Here is an 18247-nt window from a genome sequence, read left to right as displayed (position 1 = left end):
GCGTTCCTGCGCGACCGTTGTCGGTCAGGCGCCCGCATGGAGATAGGCGGCCCACAGTGAGGGCGTCGCGGGGACCTCGTCACGGATTGCCCGAATCGTGCGGTGGAGCGCGCCCGCAGCGCGACCGGCGTCGACGGCACCGTCGGACGTACGCAGCGCGTTGTAGAACCTGTCGGCGATGTCGACGGACAGTTGGTCGTCGATTCCCCACAGCGTGCCGATCACCCGTGGGAATCCGGCCAACTGGAAAGCCGAGGCGAGGTGGATGGCCTCGTCAATCAGATCGACGCTACCGGCGAAGGCGGTGTGGCAGGCCGACAAGTAGGCCAGTTGTGCGTCGTCCAGCGTCACGGCGGCGAGGCTCGACACGGTGAACGGATCGGTGGCGTGGTCGTGCAGCAGCAGCCTGCTCTTCGACGGGTCTGTGGTGTCGCTGACGCCGTGGCAGGCGAAATGCGCGATCGGGCAACCGGCGAGGCGGGCGAGGACATTGGCCTTGGTCGGCCGAGGAGTGTCGGCCAAGACAGGGTCTGCCGTGTCGGGTTCGGTCAGGAGCACCACACGCGGCAGCCGGTTGTGGAGCAGCGTCGCTTCGGCCGGGACGTGGTGCAGTCGGCCCGGCACACCGGGCGTGGTGGGCATGGCCACGACCAGCGCCGCGTCCGCCTGCGTCGCGCGGTCGCGCCGGCGGGCGTGGCGCAGCGCGCGAATCGTCGGGGTGTAGGAGGAGACGACTCGATCCATCACCGTGCGCCGGGCCGCGGGCGGATCGGTGTGGTGGCCGGCGGCGTGGATCGGCAGCAGACCGAGCAGGCCGCCGGTCGCCCACCACACCCGCGGCCACTCCTCCAGCGAACCAGGTTGACCGCGGTAGCCGAGGGTTCGCAGGACCGGTTCGGTCGCCTGATCCCACAGCCATTCGAGGATCGCGCGGAGGGTCGCCTGCGTGTCAACGCGTACAGCGGGGCTCGCCGCCGGGTTGGTGGTGGCGCTGAGTGCTTGGTGAAAGGCATTGACACGGTCGAGCACCGCGTTCCGGGTGAGCGCGGGGAGTTCGATGGAGGTGATGCCGTTCGCGGTGAGCAGCAGGGCGTCGCTGCGGTATCGGCTGATGTTGAAGGTCACCACGGGCCCGGATGCGGCTTCGGCGACGAGTTCGTGGACAGTCGGCGGCAGCCCGAATGAGCCGAATCCGTCGCAGGCGCGGATCCGGGTGAGCGTCGCGGTCAGCTCGTCGACGAGCAGGTGCCGGCCGTCGTCCGACCCAGTAGCGGAGGTGTCTTGGTCGAGTTGCTCGCGCAGGTCCTCGAATCGGGTCGCGAGTTCGGGATACCGCTGCCGCAGATCGGTCAGGTCGCTGCGGGTTTCCAGCGCTTGGCTCAACAGCACAGCTCTCCCCGTCTCCAGCAGCTGCAACGCTCGCGTCGCCCGCTCGCCGGTGGTGGAAGCGGTGGTAGCCAGGGCGAGGGCGGCGGCATCAACGGCCAACTCGCGGACTTGGCCGATCGCGTACTGCTGATCGCTTCGGACCAGCCGACGCGGGGCCACCTCGGGCAGCAGCCGCACTGCGGTCTCCAACAGATCCGCCATCCGCTCTGGGTCGGCTGACGCGGCCAGCGCGGCGGCGAGGCGAGCCGCGGTGATGCGCTCCACTGGTGCGGCGGCACCGACGTCGACCGCGTGCGCGAAAGCGGACAGGGCGGCGGCGCGGTCGCTGAGTAGCTTGGTGCGTTGGAACCGGGTGCGTAGCGCGATACCCAGACTAGTCAGGTGACCCGCCAGGTCGGGGTGGCCGGCCGGGGTGGCGTCGACGGCAGCCGCCAGGGACCGGATGGCGTCGTCCAGGTCGGCCGATGCTTCGGTGCGCTCGAACCGGGTGAGCCGTGCTGTGCCCAAGTTGTTAAGCGTCCGCGCCCGGTCGAGGTGGTCGGCGGGGATGGCCTGCACCGCGTCGGTCAGTGCGTCGATCGCGGCCTGAAGGTCCGCTGGGTCGTCGGTGTGCCGGAACCGAATCCACAACGTTGCCGCCAACTCGACCAGGGTCCGTGCCAGGTCGGCGTCGGCGGAGGCAACGCGCAGCGCCGACTTCCCGGCTCGCACGGCTGCGTCCAGGTCCGCTGACGACCGGGTGCGCTCGAAACGGTCTCGCAACGCGGATCCCAGATTGGTCAGTTGAGCGGCATTGGGTGTCGGGACCACGTCGATCGCTTCGAGGAATGCCTCGACTGCGGCGTCCGCGTCGGCCAGCGCACCGGTGCGGTTGAATCGGGCCAGCAGCGGGATACCGAGGGCGGCCAGCATCGCGGACCGGTCACCGTGGCCAACGGGGAGTGCCCGAATCCCGACCCGGCCCGCGTCCACAGCCGCGTCCAGATCAGCAGGTGACCCGGTGCGCCGGAACCGGGCCTGGTAGGCGAGGCTCAGGGCGCCCAGTGCCTTCACCCGGAGGTGGTGATCGGCTGGGGCCAGGTTCACTGCGGTCTCGCCTGCCTCGACTGCGGCGTCCGCGTCGGCCGGCGCACCGGTGCGCTCGAACCGGATCCGCAACGCCCACCCCAACTGATAGCACGTTGCCGCGCGGATGACGGCGTCCGCCGGGTTCGTCGCCAGTGCCTCCCGGAGGATGCCGATGGCAGTCTGCAGGTCGTCGAACGCGCCGGTGCGTTCGAACCGGCTGCACAGCGCCTGGCCCAAGTCGGTGAGGTGCGCGCCGCGGATCTCCGGCGGATAGTCCGGCGGGATCGCCCGTACCGCGGCCCGGCTCGCCTCGATCAAGGTGTCGAGGTCCGACACCGCGTGCGTGTGTTGGTACTGGCGGTCCAACGCCATCGTCAGATAGCCCATGATGATCGGCAGATCGGGATGGTCGGTAGAGGAGTCCAGAATCCGTTGCCACAACGCGGCCAGGGCCCGGACCGAGGCTGTGCTCTGGGACTCGCCCGCATCGCGGAGCAGGTCGAGGGCATGGGGTGCGGCTGCGTCGGCAAGGTGGGGGAGCAGCGGTTCGGGTAGATCCTCGTCGCCCGCGATGAAGCAAGGCGTGAACATCGCGATGGCGGTCTCCAGATCCTGGTTGACCCGCCCCGGCGACAGTGCGCGATACCGGTACCAGTAAAACCAACCGAGCAGGAGCCGTGCCGTCCGGTCGTGGTCGTCGCCGGTGAGGCCCTCAGCGAGCTGCCGCGCCTCGGTGAGCGCGTCCGGCTCCAGCACGGGCGCGAAATCCCGAAGCACCCGAGCCTGGCGGATACGGGCCTTCACCGCGTCGAGCAAACTGTGTCGTGCCCCCATGCGCGTGATGCTAACGGGAAAGCCCGTTCCCACGGCTGCACAAGCTGAGATAGTCGTACGCGGCGTGGATTTCAGCCTCGTCCGACAGGTGTACGGCCCAGTACCACTTCTCCTCAGCGTGTTCGACCCGGCGAACGAGCCCTGCGAGATACTGCTCGCGCATGTCCCTTGCGGCGCGTGCGGCACGTGACCGAGCGCGAATGTACGCCCTAGGCTGACAACCCGAGGCACACGGCGAGGAGGGTTTCGTGGTCGCACCAGACGACGCCGACATTGCGAGCGCCATAGGGCGCGTCTGCGCCGAGGAACCCGAAATGCGCTCGCTTCTTGCGCGCGTCGGCGACAGCGGCCCGCTCGACCGGTTCCTGGCTGCCGTGCGCGGAACCGGTGACCTCATGGCCACCGGTTCCGCGCTTCATGCGGCGCTGCAACGCAGTGGTGACGCGCGGGGCATCCTCGGGGGTGTCCGCACCGGCACTCCGTGGGGATTGGGCGACGCCCGCCCGGTGGACGTCGTGCTGCTGTGCCCACGCGGTCGCTGCACCCGTGTCGAAGCCCCTTCGCAGAGGTCCGCCCGGTGCGCTCTGTTCGACGAACCGCTGCGCCCGGAACGGATCTGACGTGGGCGGTTTCCTCACCGAGCTGGGCAAGAAGCTGGCCGAACGGTGGCTGACCCTGCTCGTGCTGCCCGGAGCGCTCTACGTCGCGGCCCTCGCTGCGGCCGGCGTCGTCGGCCACACGTTCGCCTTCTCCCGCCTGACGAGTCGCCTCACCGGCTTGATCGTGCCCGCGTCCACCGTCTTCGTGCTCGCCGTCGCGGCACTACTGGCCGCCGCCGCGGCAGGCCTGGCCGCCCAAGCCCTCGGTTCCCTGGTGGAACGGGCCTGGCTGGCAGAGCGGTGGACCTCCCGCCCGCCAGGGCTGCGGAACCTGGCCCGCTTCCGCGTCCGGCGCCGTCGCCACCGGTGGTCGGCCGCACAGGCCGCCTACCGCGACCTGACCGGGACCAAGACCGACCTGCTGGCCACCGGGAAACCCGTCCCGGTCGAGGTAGAGGAGTCCTTGGCCGCAGGTCGCCGTCGCGTCACCCGCATCGCCGTCGAGGAACCCGCGCGACCGGGGTGGATCGGCGACCGGATGCACGCCGTTGTCCACCGCATCGACCGCGATTACCTGCTCGACCTGCCCACCGCGTGGCCACACCTGTGGCTCATCGCGCCGGAGGAGACCCGCACCGCGATCACCGACGCCAAAGCCGCCTTCCGTCGCGCGGCCACACTCGCCGGCTGGGGATGGCTCTACACGGCCGTGGCCGCTTTCTGGTGGCCCGCAACGGTCCTCGTGATCGCAACCCTGCTCACCGCCCACCACCGGGCACGATCGGCGACCGAGACCTACGCCGCCCTGATCGAGGCAACGGCCCGCCTCCACACCACGGCTCTCGCGACTGCACTCGGCATGGACCACGCCGGACCTCTGGACCGCGACACCGGGTGGACCGTGACGTGCCTGCTCCAAGGTCGACCCGACCTCATCCCGTTCACCCCGGAAGGCCGACGTTCTTCCCCAACAGCGTAGTGAACCCGTCCTCACACACCACTACATCAGGTTCACCCCGTCGAGGGTTGCTCCCAGCCACGGTCAACTGCACCCGCAGAACCCACCAGACGTTTCAGTCAGCCGTCTCCCTCAGATTCGAAGTCGCCGCACGAACTCCGTGATTTGGCGTGCGCTGCGAACCAGGCCGAGGGCGGCGAGGGCCGCTGCGATGTAGACCAGCCGATTGCTCTCCGTCCCACGAGACGCGATCACGAACCCTACGATGATGAGCAGGACGAAGCCCATGAGAACGTTGCCCAGCAACGCCAGGTTGTCGCTCCACCGGTACCGCCCCCGCACGTGCAGGAAGCACCGGGCCCATTCGATGACCGTCATGATCGCGAACACCACAGCGTAGAGCGCGACGAGTGCCCGCCCGAGCTGTGAGTCCCGCATCGAGCCGAGCAGGAACTCGCCGCCATCGCCGAACCAGACCTCGGCCGCCGACAGCGTGAGCGCCACCGAGAGCACCGGCGACGAGCCGAACCACAACCGCCCACCGAACGGGTGCTCCCACACCATGGCGGCGAAGAAGCCGCCGCTCCAACCGGCTATCGCGAGCAATGTCAGCTGAATCACGAACGGCTCACGAGCCGCGCCCGCCACGACGCCCACGAGCTGACCGACCACCCCCGTGAACGTGTACACGAAGACCGCCCCGTACACCCAGCGGGCGCCTTTGGTATCGCCGAGCTTGCCGATCCAGTCGACCACCCAGTGGTCGAAGCACATCGCTTCGCCGCGTCGGCGGCGAGCCGCGTGCCTGCCACAGGGTGAGATGCCTGATTCGTCCTTGCGCCTGGTGTAGGAGCACCGGAAGGCAAGCCCGGTCATGTGGCCGCCTCACTCACACGACCGGATGGCAACTGCTTGCCCCGCTCGGCCTTCACCTGCTCGTGCAGCCACTCGATGGCCACCCGCCGGCTCGACCGCCACACCTGCCACCAGGCCCCGTCCTCTCGCGGCACGGAGAACCAATCCTTCAGCGCCTCCACCGACGTGCTGTGCTGGAGCACATCGTTGAGCACTCGGCGACGCCTGCGAAGCACCATCCGCACGATCGCGTTCCCTGCTACGGCGAGCGCCGACAGCGCGAGCAGCGGAATCGAAAGCCACTGCGGTAGGAACGACGCGTCGTCGGCGTCGTCCTTGGCGATCACGTGCGGGAGGATGCTGACCAGCGCGGTCGCCAGGATCGCGAACCAGCAGACCGCCACGACGTACGACCGCCGCACCGACCGGCTGAGGGTCGCTCGCTTCGACTCCGTCCAGTCCCGGTTGGCGGCAAGCCACAGCGACCACTTGCTGAAGCGGTTCCATTCGCTCGGCAGGAAGTCCTTGTGTTCGCCCTGGCAGCCGCTCTTGTCGGACGCGACGAGGATCTCGTGCCACTGGTGGGTGAGGTCGTCGTAGCCCAGCTCGAAGTTCGGTCTGCCCTCCTCCCAGTCCTGGAACAGCTTGCTGTCGAACGGCAAGAAGTGGAAACTCATGCCCGGGTTGCTGTACCCCGGCTGCCCCCAGTGCTGGACAAGTGCCTCTTCACTCGGCACGCGATTGACGACAGTCGCCACCCGCAGACGGCTGAAGCCGTCGACAGTCCGCTCGCAGTTGCTCAGGATGGTCTCCCGCTGTTCCTTCGCACCAGCACGGGCGGCCGCGACGACGAACGGGTGATCCACTGCCGCGATGGAGTTGACGGCCAGTGGGTCGAACTGGGCGCCGCAGTCGATGACGACACAGGTCGCGCCCTGTCGAACGCCTCGTTCGAACGCCTCGTCCAGGATCTGCCGGCAGACGACGTTCGAGCGGCGGTCCTTGATCTCGGCGACCAAGTCGAAGACGAACAACCTGTCGCTCACCCGTGCCGCGGGCAGCAGCAGGATTCGTCCGCAGCCGTGCCTGCGCAGGTAGCCGGGCGTGACGTCCACCAGTCGATCGCTGAGCTGCGCGGCCGGTGTCCGTGTCTTCGCCCGGGAGAACGCCGCCACGTGGTCGGCGAACGTCTTGGCGTGCCCGAGGTCCGTTCCGGCACGCTGGCACCACTCACTCGTGCCGCCGTGATGGGCGATGTCGGCATCGAGGTACAGCACGGTGTTCCCGGACTCGGCGAGCAGTTCCGCGGTTATCATCGCCAGCGTGGTCTTCCCGACGCCACCGGAGGTGCCGACGAACGCCCAGCTCGGCATGGGCGCCTGGTACGGAGCGGGTGGCGGCAGCGGAATGCGCCAGTCCGCCCCCTCGAACGACACGTGCATGGACGGCGTCTGCTCGCCCCTCGTCTGGCGGCGAACCTCCGCGCGGATATCGGACACGAGCCCGGTGACGTTGACGTGCCGGTCGCTGGTGCTGCGATCGAGCACGGTGAGGACGGACCTGGAGAAGTGGCCGTGGCCGTGCGTCTCGTCCTCGCGAGCTATCTCGTCGGGGCCGCACGCGGACACGACGATGCGACCGTGCCCCTCCATGCGCAGGAACTCGTCCGTGGGATTCACCGCGCCGCCCCGTGCGCCGTCAATCGCGAAACCACGACGGCCGTCGCCGGCGAACGCGCCGCTGAAGCAGGTGTCGAGCATTACGAGCACCCTGCGGGTCTTCAGCCGGTTAAGCAGCGCCCACACGTGCTGGACCGGGAAGGAAGTCCCCAGTGGCTGGTCGATGTCGGCGTCCACCGGGAGGAGGAAGGTCGACGCCCCGTCACCGCCGGTCCTCTTCCGCAGGTCGGACATTCCGTGACCCGACCAGTAGATCACGACCGGGTCGTCCTCATCGGTGACGCGCTGATTCAGTCCGACTTCGAGTTCCCAGTGGATCTTCTTGTGGGTTGCCTGCCTGTCCGTCAACGTCACGACGTCGAAACCGGCCTTGCGCAACCGATCGGACACTTCCACCGCGTCGTTCACCGCGTACTTGAGTTCGGGCACACCCTTGCCCGAGTACGTGTTGATGCCGACGACGAGTGCGTGTGGCACTGGTAGCCTCCAGCGTGTCGGGATCAGATTGAATCGGCTCGTCCGCCGATGATCGGGCCGCCGGTCTCGTCCTGCGAGTGGCGATCCCGACTCATGGCGCGAAGACTCTCGGCCAATGCTTCCGCTTCCTTGGCGGAGTAACCTTCGATCGAGACCGAATTCCCCTCGACCTCGAATCGGTGCACCTTGCCGCGGTGTCGGCGGAGAAAGGACACGATGACCCCGCCGACCGCGGTCCACGCGGCGGGGTTTCCCGCCGTGGCCGTGATGATCTCGGTCAGCACCGACCGTGCCGCCCCTTCGGGCAGGCGGAAGCCCTGTGCCGCAAGGTGTTCCCGAAGCTCGTCGGCGAGTTCGACGTCGGTCCGGATCAAGAGCTCATGCGTCTGGGACGCCGAGACGAGGGTAAAAGAGACGATCTTCTCGCGGTGAACATCGCCTTCGATGATCAACTGTCCCCCTTTTGTGCTCACAGTTCCTGACGGCAGGTTATCCGTTCATCGTCGAGAGGGGTCCTCGAGGTTCGGGAAAGAGGGAGGAGTCGCACACGGTCGACGATCGGTCATATACCACGCAGTGTGATCACTGATTCCACCATCGAGCTACTCGGGTGAGCCTTGCATAGGGGCGAGTTGCCGACGGTGAATCCAGGACACACGGACAGTGGCGATGCGTAGGCCATTTGAACCCGGATGAGACTCCTCGGCTCACGGAGCACACCCGCGATGCGGCAACGCACGTGATTCCACGGCGACTCGACCGAATGCAACGTCTCCTGGGCTCGCACCCTTCGACCGGGTTGGGGTCGGGTGCGTAGGCGGGAAGCCGGTAGGCGGTCAACCGGTCCGTGCTGTCGATGAAGGTCGGCATCTCGTCGGATCGGTGGGTGTTCTGGAAGTGCTCGTACTCGCGCAGGGCGTGGAGCAGGTGCCGTTGGTTCCGGATCAGCGTTCGGTCGAGGAGTTCACGGCGGCAACTGCGGATCCACTGGCCGGCGCTGGAGGCGGAGTTGGACGTGGGCGTAGACGCTGGCGGTGTCGCCGCGCGACGCCGCGGATCGTGTGGGAGGTGCCGCATGTCGGGAACCGGGAGCCAGGAACGCGGTCAGTGAGCCGCGGTGTCGGACCCCTCCTCTATGGTCTCGGCCATGATCGAGGAACTGCTGCAGGACCGACTGAGCCCGTTTCGCGACGAGGCACTTTCGGGCGGCATCCCCGCCGGCGACGTCGAGCGCTGGTCGACCCTCGCCCGTCCTTGCGCGACGCTGACGCGGAGTGGGGACGGGCCGGTCGTGGGCCGGTTCGGCGGTCCGCTCCTGCTCCCGGCCGACGCCCCGGACCCCGCTCACCCCTTCGTCGCCTCCATCGATCTCGCGGCGCTGCCCGCCGACGCGACGGACCTGCCCCTTCCGCCCGACGGCCGGCTGCTGCTCTTCGCCGTGCTGGAGCACGAAAGCGACCCCGCCGCGAGGGGCAGCGCGGTGCACGTGCCCGCCGGCGCGGCCGTGGTGGAGCGGAACGGGCCGGCCACCGGGGACGCGGAGTACCCCGAAGGGCCGCTGCGGTTGCGGATCGACGTGTCGCTGCCGCACCACCACGCGGCCGACCTCCCGGACGGATCGGGGCGTGGGCCGCTGCCCGGCCACCCCCGCGCCGAGGAACTCGTCGAGGTCTGGGACGACACCCACGACGACATCGCCCCCTGGGGAGCGATGCAGATCGGAGGGTATGCCGCGGAGGAGGCGGTGTACACCGACCCGGTCGCCGACGCCGTGTCCGACGCCGTGCGATCGGTGGCGGCGGGGCGGTGGGCTGGACCGGTGTCGGACGACCCGGCTGACTGGGTGTTGCTCGCCGACTGGGACGCGGGCATGGACGTGGAGTGCTGGGAGGGCGCCACCGTGCACTGGGTGGTCCAGCGCGAGGACCTGGTAGCCCGGCGCTTCGACCGCGTGTTCACCACGTTCTTCTGGAACCCCTGACCGCTCAGTGGATCCGGTGGTCCCGCTCGTCGGGGGCACCGGACTTCCGGAAGAAGCAGGTGTTCACCTGGTCGCGCCACTCGGTCGCGCAGTGGACGCGGTTCCTGTGGGACGCCTACACCGAGGCGAAGGTGGCGATGTTCCGTGCCACCGATACGGAGGCCGCGCCGTGGACCGTGGTGAAGAGCAACGACAAGAAGCGGGCCAGGCTGGAGGCGATGCGCAGCGTGCTCGCGCGGGTCGACCACGACGACAGGGACGTCGAGGTGGTCGGCGAGGGCCGGCCGCCACGCTGCTGGGGGAGGGGGAGGACGAGGCGTCGCCCAGCCCGATCCCCATCGCGCCCGCCGACGACCCCGACCACGGCCTGGGCGTCCACCCCCGATAGCGCGCCCGGCACGACCCGGCAGGACATGCTGGTCACCCATGCAAACGCAACTTCCACCGCAGGGCTACGCCCAGCCGACGTTGGCGGACCGGCGGCAACGTGCACCGGACCGGTCCAAGGGAAGAGATCACCCGTCGCAGCCCGACAAGATCAGACCAGAACACCGAGGCCGCTGAGGTCGTCGCCGTCGAACGCGGGCCGACACCGCATCGGCCCGCGTTCGACGACCTAGCGGTCAGACGGGGAGCATCGCCGAAGACGGTGATCCGTTGATGGTGAACGACGACCCCGGCTCGATCACCACGTTGCCGGTGGCCGAGTTGGTGATGGTCACGTTCGTCAGGGTGGCGTTACCCCGGGCGCCGCCCATGGCGAGGATGCCGGCGCCGTTGGTGGACTTGTCGATCCGGACGTTGCTGATCGCCACGTTCGGGTATGCGCCGCCACCGGTCTTGAACTGGATGCCGTCGTACGTCGAGTCGTGGATCTCCGTGTCGCGGATCGTCACGCCCGGGATGTCCTGGCTCGCCGCGAACAACGTGATCGCGCCGAACTCCTGCTGCTCGCCCCAGAACGCGCCACCCGTCCGGTACAGGCCGTTGTTGGCGATCAGCGTCGTGCCGGAGAACGGCAGTGGGTCGTGGTCGGTCGCGAGCATGATCCCGGGGTAGTTCATCGTGTCGTACACCAGGTTGTTCTCGATGTTGTTGCGGTAGCCTCCGTAGATCGCGATGCCGTTGGCGCGCCAGGGGAGTTGCACGGTGTTGTTGACGAACTGGTTGTCGTGCGCGATGTCCGTGGCCGTGTCCTTCACGTAGCGGCTGGCCCACACCGCGAGCGCGTCGTCACCGGTGGTGCGGAACGAGGAGTTGAACACCTTCGAGTTGCGGGTGCCGTTGGTGAAGTTGATGCCGTCCGCGTAGGTGTTGCGGATGCGCATGCCGCTGAACTCCAGACCGTCGGCCGGCCCCCACAGCGCGGGGATGTTGTCGTAGTCGCGACCGACCCACGCGCCGACGTTGGCGTGCTCGATCCACACGTTGCTGATCTTGGTGTTCTTCCCGAACCGGCCGTTGAGCCCGACGCCGCCCTCGGCGTTGCCGTCACCGCCGCGGATCCGGCCGGACCCGAAGATCGCGATGTCCGAGATCTGGACGTTGTCGTCGATGTCGAAGCCGAAGTTGCCCTCGTGCGGGTGGTTGATGCCGCCGACGGTATCCTGCGGCTGCGTGAGCGTGTAGAGCTGGGCATGCCACATGCCCGCGCCGCGGACGGTGACGTCGGAGATGCCAACCTGGTTGTGCTGGCCGCGGTTGAGCGGGTCGTCGGTGAGGATCTTCTTCTCCTGTCGCCACTGGCCGGCCGGGATCCACACGCAGCCGATGACACCGTTCTGGTCGTCCGTCACAGCCCGTTGGATGGCGCCGGTGTCGTCGTTGCCGTCGTTCGGCACCGCGCCGTACGCCGTGATGGACGTGCAGCCCGCGGGCTGGGATGACGGCGGCGCGACCTGCTCCAGGTCGATCAGGTCGATGATGTAGAACGACGCCGTGTCGCCCGCGTCCCGCTGGAGCTTGAACTTCGTGCCGGGCGGGTAGGACGACGACAGCAGGGCGTGCGATTCGTCGAACAGCCGACGCGCGTCGGTCTGCGGGGTGTTGGTCAGCGACTCCGGGCCGTCCGAGTTCCCGTACAGCCACGAGTGCTTGGACGACAGGTTCAGCTTCCGCACGTAGGAGCCGTTGACGTACAAGCTGATCGTCGCGTCGATGCCACCGCCACCGGGCGCGTCGGGGATCGAGTTGCGCACTACGATCGAGTTGGCCTGGTTGGTGGAGGTGAACTCGACGAACTGACCGGTGTTGTCCAGCCGCACGGACTGGCGGCCGGACGACTCGGTGGCGAAGTTGGTGTGACCGAACGTCCGCAGCCGGTCGGCGGTCAGCAAGGTGCCCTGGTACTGCCCGGCTTCGGCCTCGTACGACGTGTACGGCACGGCCGCGCCGCGTCCCACGACGATCGCGCGGGAGAACGAGTTGTTCGCCTCGTCGGTCTCCACCACGGTGTTGGTGGCATCGGCGGTGGCGGTGATGGTCGCGCCGCCGCTGGTGGCCGTCCAGCTCCCGGTGATCGTCACGTTCGCCGTCGCGCCCGCCGCGATGGGGCCGGTCGGGGTGTCCAGCGTGGTGCCGCCCGCGACGACCCGCGTCACGGACGTGCCGGACGCCGTGGTGCCGCGGTTGTTCACCTGTGCGGTGAACGTGACTCGCGCGCCGACGGACGGGTTCGGCGGGTTGGACGTGAAGCCGAGGACCCGGAGGTCCGGCTCGGGCGCCTGGCCGACGACGACCTGCGCGGACATCGCGTTGTTGGCGTCGTCCTGCTCGACTACGGTGTTCGCCGGGTCGACGGTGGCCGTTGCCTGGTGGCTGCCCTGCGGACGGCGGCCCGCGTCGAACGAGACGGTCGCGGACGCGCCGGCGGCCAGCGCCGCGACGGGTGCGGTGCCGGGCGTGCCGCCGAGGTCGAACGCCACGCTCGACGCGGGTGACGCCGCCGTGCCGATGTTGCGGACCGTCGCGGACAACCTGATCGCGTCCGTCTCCACGGGGTTCGCGGGCGTCGAGGTCAGCGAGCCGATGGTCAGGTCCGGGTTCGGGGCGGGGGTGCCGAAGACCTGGAGCTCCGCGACCTGGCCGCCGGGCGCGCCGGTGTTGGCGAAGAACTGGAGCCGGAGGTCCGCCGCCCGGCCGTTCACCGGGATCGTGACGGTGTTCTGCGCGGACGGGCTGAACACGTGGTCGCCGCGGTCCACCAGGGACGTGAACGTCGTGCCGGACTGGTCGCGGCCCAGGACCTGGATCGCCTGGGTGCGCGTGCCCCACGCCGGGTCCGGGTTCAGCTTCACGACGACCGAGCCGAGGTCGGCGTTCGAGCCGAGCTTCACGGTCAGCGTGGACGGGAACCCGTTGGACTCCCAGTAGGTGCCGATGTTGCCGTCGGTGGCGTTGGCCGCGACGAAGGTGAAGATGGACGACGACGCCTCGACCGGCTTGCCCGTGGCGAGATTCGTGCCGCCGTTCTGGCCCGTGCGGGTCACGCGGTTGCTCTCCGGTGACAGGTTCCCGGCCGCGTCACGTGCGCGCACGTGGTACTGCACCGTTGCTGACGCGGGCTGGGTGTCCGTGTAGGTCAGGGCGTTCCCCGCGACGGTCGCGCGCTCGGCGCCGTTGGCGTAGACGACGTAGCCGGTGACGCCGGTGTCGTCGGTCGACGCCGTCCACGTCAGCCGGATCTGGCCCGAGCCCGGCTCGGTGTGGGCGAGGTTGCCGGGCGCGGTGGGCGGTCGGGTGTCGCCCGAGGCCGGGCCGTGCACCTCGAACTCCGAGACCTGGCCGGCGGGCCAGCCGGTGTTCGCGGTGATGTCCAGGCGCACGTACCTGGTGGTCGTTGTGGCGAAGTCGATGGTCACGGTGTTGCCCGAGGAGGGGGTGAACACGCGGCCGGTCGACGCGGAGAGATCGGTGAACGACGTGCCGGTGGTGCTGCCCTTCACCGCGAGTGTCTGGGTGCGGGCGCCCCAGGAGGGGGGCAGCTTCAGCACGACCCGGTTCACCGCGACCGCTGAACCCAGGTCGACCTGGATCCACTGCGGGAAGGCGTTGTTGCCGCTCTCCCAGTAGCTCGACGGGTTGCCGTCGGTGGCGTTGGACGGCGGGTACTCGGGCTGCGAGCTGCTTGCGGTGACGGGGCGGCCGGTGGCCAGGTCGGGGGCGGCGGTTGCGATGGGGGTCAGTCCGAAGAGTGCTAGGCCGAGTACGAGCAGGCCGACGGTCGCGCGTCGACCGAGTTGGTTCCACATCATCGGGGATCCTCTGTTCGGCAGGGGGACAGAGTCGTCTGGTTTCACTGCTCAGATCTGAATGCTTCAAGCATGTGAACATCTCTCAACAGGGAAAGTCAAGATTTTGCGTCGAGATGTATGATTTTTGCGTGGATAGGGATGTCGGGTCGGCGCTGGAGCGGAGTGGTGAGCGCGGCTTCGGTGTGTCCCCGGTCCGGCGCGCGACGGCGCGGGTCACTTCAAGATCAATCTTGATACATCGTTGTGCCAACGATGTAATTGCTCCTGATGGCGGCGTCGGCGAGGTTCCACTTGCCCCAGCCGTTCGTTGAACGGCACGTAGACGATCACCGCCGGTGATCTGGACGGCCGACTCCGACACGTACGCTGCGCTGCGTGAACAGAACCATGCCCGCCGTCGCTCTCGCGGCAGTCCTGCTTGTTGGCGCGTGCGGTGGCGGAACTCCGGTCGCCACGTCGTCCTCGTCGGCGACCTCGGCTGCTACTACGTCGTCGGTCGACGTCGCGGACGAGGAGGAGGCGGTCCGCAAGGCCTTCGCCGATTACCGGGAGGCTGCCCAGGCCAAGGACGGCGTCGCGGCTGCCGCGCTGCTGTCGCAGGACATGCTGGACTATTACACGGGGGCCCGCGATCTTGCTCTCACCGGTTCGGAGCAGCAGGTGCGCGAGGGCGGTGTCACCGCTTCGATCCTGGTCTACGTGCTGCGCGCCGAGTTCGACGCCGCCGAGTTGGGTGGGATGTCGGCCGAGCAGTTGGTGTCCGCCGCTGTGGAGAAGGGCTTGGTGAGCGAGAACAGCCTGGACAACGTGGAGCTGGGCACGGTGGTGGTGGACGGCGACACGGCGCGGGCGGACCTGACCTCGCGTGGCCAGTCCGCCGGCGTGGAGTTGCCGTTCCACAAGGAGGACGGCTCCTGGCGGTTCGACCTCGGGCCGTTGATGGTCGCCGGTGACGAGGCGCTGGAGACCGTTGCCGGGGAGCGTGGCGTGACCGTGGAGCAGCTCGTCGACACGACGCTCGGCACGCTCTACGGCGCGGATCGGGTGCCGGAGCTGAAGAAGCCGCTTCAGGGCTGACCTACCCGTCTCCTGCTCACGCTTGCGTCGGGTGGCCCGCTGTGGCGGACACCCCGGCGCTGACCTGTCCGGGAGTCGACGTGCCCTCGTCGTCGTGGAACTACCGCGCGGTTCACGTTCTACGGTTGGTAGACATGGGTGAGACCGGCGACAACCCTCTCGAGGTCGGGCACAGCGGCCACCGCGTCTGAGCCGATTCGCCGAATGTAGTGCGGGACGCGCTGCTGCGGGCGCAGTCCGGGCTGCGTGACTGCGGGCCGAGGGGGAGTCACTGAGGTGATCGCGAGCCGGTTCACGCCCCGCCGGTCCCGGCGAGCGGGGCGCAGACCCGTTCAGGCTGGACCTGTCGTGGCCCTGGTGGGTGCCGCCGACGTGCCAGGACCGTGGACGCCGGGTGACGGCATCCACGGTCCCGACGCGAGTTTCGGATTCGTCCGGTATCGGGGTTCCGATGCCGACTTCGACCCCGCAGGTACGGATCAGGTCACGAAGTGGCCGCGGCAGTCACTTTCCGGGGCCCATCGGTGCGAGCTGATTCCGTTGTCGACCCCGGCCCCGCTGGTGAAGCTGTTGTCGCCCAGGTAGCTGGCGTAGAGCTCGCCCTTGCGGAGGCAGGTGTAGCCGCCGCCCCAGTCCGTGCCGGTGCCGTTGTAGACCGCCACGGCAAGGCCCGAGGTGCCCTTGTGCAGGATGGAACTCGCCCTGTTCGTGTCGCTTCCCTGAAAGGGGCCGGCAGAGTTGCCCCAGTCGGAGTCGTTCCCCTCGGCCTTCCCCATGAACCCGCTGCAGTTCGATTCGGAGTAGGCGTAGAAGTCTCCCGAGGTGGCCCCTCTCCAGGCGTTGTCGCACGCGACGGAGAACGTCCCGGCGGGGTCCGCTTGCGCGGTGGCCGCGGAAGTAATCACGGCGAGACCCATGAGGGCCGACATCGCGAGTGCGGTTAATGCTTTGCGCATTTAAAGATGCTCCTTCTCGGTGAGAGTTCCGGTGTATTCCGCGGTTCGTCCCGGCGGAAGCCTTGTGGTCAGGGCGCGTGACCGGTGATTGTTCTGGCGCGTGCCAACGCGGCCAGGCCCATGCGCTGGTAGGTGATGATGTCGTCCTGGTACGGCGCGAGGCGCTGTGCCCGGTACTCGAGTTCGAGGGCGCGTGCAGTGTCGAGCAGAGGTGTACTGCCGGCGCAGGTCGCCTCGGCGACGGCCACTTCCACTTCCGCGGCTTGAACTTCGTCCGGGCTCATGTTCTCGCCGATACCGTCCCGCCATTTACGGATCTCGGGCGGGTCGGAATAGGGGTGGCCCGCATCGCGCATGCACTGGGCCCAAGCCGTGAGCGCACGGCCGAAGCGTTCGTCCCGGATGATGTCCGGCGCATACAGCCCGGTGAGGTTCGTGGCGATCGTCTTGGTGCGGAACCACGTCGGGAAGTCGCCGTACAGCTGTTCCGCGGCCTCTCTCCGACAGCCGCCCTGGATGGTCCGGATGGTGCCGCCGGTCGGCAGGTCGACGCTCAACACGCCTTGTGCCGGTACGCCATCGAGCCTCTCCTGATAGCGAACGAGGTCCGGCTGGGGCAGCGTATTGGCGTGCGCGGCATTGGGGTCGCCGAGTGCTATCTTCTCGATCTCCTCGTCCAACTTCCGCCCGTACCCGTGCTTCCTCGCCCAGTCGACGTCGCTCAGCACGTACCCGTTGCCTTGCCGTTGCTCCAGGCTCGGGACCGGCCCGACCGAGTACTGGAAGCCATCCCGTTCCATGCAGCGCTTGACGAGCAATTGCTCGGCGTGCTCCACGACGATCTGCTCGGCGTCGGTCAAGTCCCGGAGGCCGGTGGTCGTCACGTTGTCCGACCCGGCCCACCAGGAAAACCCCGCTACTATCACGGCGACCACCGCAGCCGCACTTGCCGTGGCGAGCCCGATTCGACGTTTCATCGTCTCCTCTTGCCATCAGGAATTCCACGCGCGTCCTCGCACGCCTGAACGCTGCGCTTTCCGTCGGCAACCGTTGTAGCAGCCAGGCTGCGATCAATTCATTGTTACTGCCCACCACATGGGAGTGTGCCGTAGCGGCAAGGGTGGGTCTTTGTCTGTTTGCGCAGGGCGGTTGTTTATTCGCGCGGGAGAGCGTGGCGGCGGTAGTCGCTGGGAGCCATGTGGTAGGTGGTGCGGAAGAGGCGGCTGAAGTGAGCGGGGTCGGTGAAGCCCCACCGGGTGGCGATCGTGTGGATGGGTCGCCGGCCCAGGTGCGGGTTGGACAGGTCGCGGCGGCAGCGTTCCAAGCGGCGGTGACGTATCCAGGCGGCCGGGCTGGTGTCGTCCTCGGCGAACAACTGTTGCAGCGTGCGCAGGGAGAGGTGATGGGCCCGCCCGACAGTCGTCGGCGTCAGGGCGGGGTCACCAAGCCGCTGCTCGATGAACCGGTGGACTTGCAGTCGCAGCGCACGTCGACGCGACTCGGGGGTCAGTGTCTTCTCGGCGTCCAACGGTGCGGCCAGCACCGCCGCCAGCAGGTCCACGGTGACGGACGTGAGTGTGGTCGCGTCGTCGGGGGTGAACTCGTCGGCCCGGGCGGTCAGGTCCGTCAACCAGTGGGCGAACGCGGCGCCCATGCCGTGGCGCGCGTCGAAGGGACTGGCGGCGAGTTGGTCGACTTGGCGGGCGGGCAGGGGCAGCAGTGTCCGGCTGATTTGCAGTGTGACGCTGCGGGTGCGGAGGCCGCAGGACCGCCACCCGTGGAAGGGACGGGACGTGGTGAAGAAGGCGAACTCGCCGACGCCGAAGCGCGCTTCCCTGCCTGCCTGACGGATCGCCGCCTTGCCGTCGAGAAGAAGGTTGACCTGGTAGGCCTCGGGATCGGACCGGCGGATCAACTTCGCCGTCCGCTCCACCCACACCGAGGGATACGTCAGCGCCGAGACCCGGACTCCGTCCCACGCCAGCGTCCGCGCCGACGCGGGAAAGCCGCCCTCGGTGACACGATGCAGCCGGGTGGGGACCAGGTCGTGGTCCATCGCCTCCAGCCAGCAGGCCATCTGGTCGTCCACGGACAAGTCCTCGTTGCTGAACTCGGTCATCA

At 68.5% G+C, this 18247-nt stretch carries 13 protein-coding genes; 5 read left to right on the top strand and 8 right to left on the bottom strand.

Translation table 11 applies throughout. The features are described from left to right. Nucleotides 1-24 precede the first annotated feature (24 nt). Nucleotides 25-3477, bottom strand: a complete 3453-nt coding sequence (locus tag F4560_RS15100; RefSeq protein ID WP_184920594.1) for a CHAT domain-containing tetratricopeptide repeat protein — start codon at nt 3475-3477, stop codon at nt 25-27. A gap of 128 nt (nt 3478-3605) precedes the next feature. Between F4560_RS15100 and F4560_RS15095 the strand changes: the two genes are divergently transcribed. Both F4560_RS15095 and F4560_RS15090 read left to right on the top strand, forming a co-directional pair. Further along, nucleotides 3606-3911, top strand: coding sequence for a hypothetical protein (locus tag F4560_RS15095; RefSeq protein WP_184920592.1), 306 nt, complete (start codon nt 3606-3608; stop codon nt 3909-3911). A 1-nt stretch (nt 3912) separates the two neighbouring features. Continuing rightward, nucleotides 3913-4869 (top strand): hypothetical protein, encoded by a 957-nt coding sequence (locus tag F4560_RS15090; protein ID WP_184920590.1) that lies wholly within the window; start codon nt 3913-3915, stop codon nt 4867-4869. A 111-nt stretch (nt 4870-4980) separates the two neighbouring features. Here the strand turns inward: F4560_RS15090 and F4560_RS15085 are convergent, their stop codons facing one another. Genes F4560_RS15085 through F4560_RS15075 form a run of 3 tightly spaced genes read right to left on the bottom strand, consistent with a single transcriptional unit; the run spans nt 4981 to nt 8311 of the window. After that, nucleotides 4981-5724 (bottom strand): hypothetical protein, encoded by a 744-nt coding sequence (locus F4560_RS15085; RefSeq protein ID WP_184920588.1) that lies wholly within the window; start codon nt 5722-5724, stop codon nt 4981-4983. After that, nucleotides 5721-7859 carry a caspase family protein gene (locus tag F4560_RS15080; RefSeq protein WP_184920586.1) on the bottom strand — a complete coding sequence of 713 codons (2139 nt, stop codon included), beginning with the start codon at nt 7857-7859 and terminating at the stop codon, nt 5721-5723. Before F4560_RS15080 ends, F4560_RS15085 begins: the two co-directional genes overlap by 4 nt. Nucleotides 7860-7882: 23 nt before the next feature. Then, the gene (locus F4560_RS15075; protein WP_184920584.1) at nt 7883-8311 is read right to left on the bottom strand and encodes an effector-associated constant component EACC1; all 429 of its coding nucleotides are present in this window, start codon (nt 8309-8311) and stop codon (nt 7883-7885) included. Nucleotides 8312-9006: 695 nt separating this feature from the next. On the opposite strand from F4560_RS15075, the gene F4560_RS15070 reads away from it, so the two are divergent. Together F4560_RS15070 and F4560_RS44540 are read left to right on the top strand one after the other, a co-directional pair. After that, a complete protein-coding gene (locus F4560_RS15070) occupies nt 9007-9840 on the top strand; it encodes a DUF1963 domain-containing protein (RefSeq protein ID WP_184920582.1) in 834 nt (277 codons plus the stop codon). A 137-nt stretch (nt 9841-9977) separates the two neighbouring features. After that, nucleotides 9978-10460 carry a hypothetical protein gene (locus tag F4560_RS44540; RefSeq protein ID WP_246478445.1) on the top strand — a complete coding sequence of 161 codons (483 nt, stop codon included), beginning with the start codon at nt 9978-9980 and terminating at the stop codon, nt 10458-10460. A gap of 3 nt (nt 10461-10463) precedes the next feature. Here the strand turns inward: F4560_RS44540 and F4560_RS15060 are convergent, their stop codons facing one another. Continuing rightward, complete coding sequence (locus tag F4560_RS15060) at nt 10464-14093, bottom strand: CARDB domain-containing protein (protein ID WP_221483500.1); 3630 nt, start codon at nt 14091-14093, stop codon at nt 10464-10466. Nucleotides 14094-14468: 375 nt separating this feature from the next. Between F4560_RS15060 and F4560_RS15055 the strand changes: the two genes are divergently transcribed. Continuing rightward, nucleotides 14469-15170, top strand: coding sequence for a hypothetical protein (locus F4560_RS15055; protein WP_184920580.1), 702 nt, complete (start codon nt 14469-14471; stop codon nt 15168-15170). A gap of 479 nt (nt 15171-15649) precedes the next feature. Here the strand turns inward: F4560_RS15055 and F4560_RS15050 are convergent, their stop codons facing one another. The 3 genes from F4560_RS15050 to F4560_RS15040 all read right to left on the bottom strand — a co-directional run bounded on the left by F4560_RS15050 (nt 15650) and on the right by F4560_RS15040 (nt 18245). Then, nucleotides 15650-16126 carry a hypothetical protein gene (locus F4560_RS15050; RefSeq protein WP_184920578.1) on the bottom strand — a complete coding sequence of 159 codons (477 nt, stop codon included), beginning with the start codon at nt 16124-16126 and terminating at the stop codon, nt 15650-15652. Nucleotides 16127-16194: 68 nt separating this feature from the next. Continuing rightward, nucleotides 16195-17103 (bottom strand): hypothetical protein, encoded by a 909-nt coding sequence (locus F4560_RS15045; protein ID WP_184920576.1) that lies wholly within the window; start codon nt 17101-17103, stop codon nt 16195-16197. Nucleotides 17104-17279: 176 nt separating this feature from the next. Beyond that, on the bottom strand, nt 17280-18245 hold the full coding sequence (locus F4560_RS15040) for an AraC-like ligand-binding domain-containing protein (RefSeq protein ID WP_184920574.1): 966 nt from the start codon (nt 18243-18245) through the stop codon (nt 17280-17282). Between the last annotated feature and the right edge of the window lie 2 nt (nt 18246-18247).

The organism is Saccharothrix ecbatanensis (assembly GCF_014205015.1).
In the GTDB taxonomy this organism is placed as follows: domain Bacteria; phylum Actinomycetota; class Actinomycetes; order Mycobacteriales; family Pseudonocardiaceae; genus Actinosynnema; species Actinosynnema ecbatanense.
Note: the sequence above shows the minus strand (reverse complement) of the source record. Positions and strands in the feature narration are given on the sequence as shown.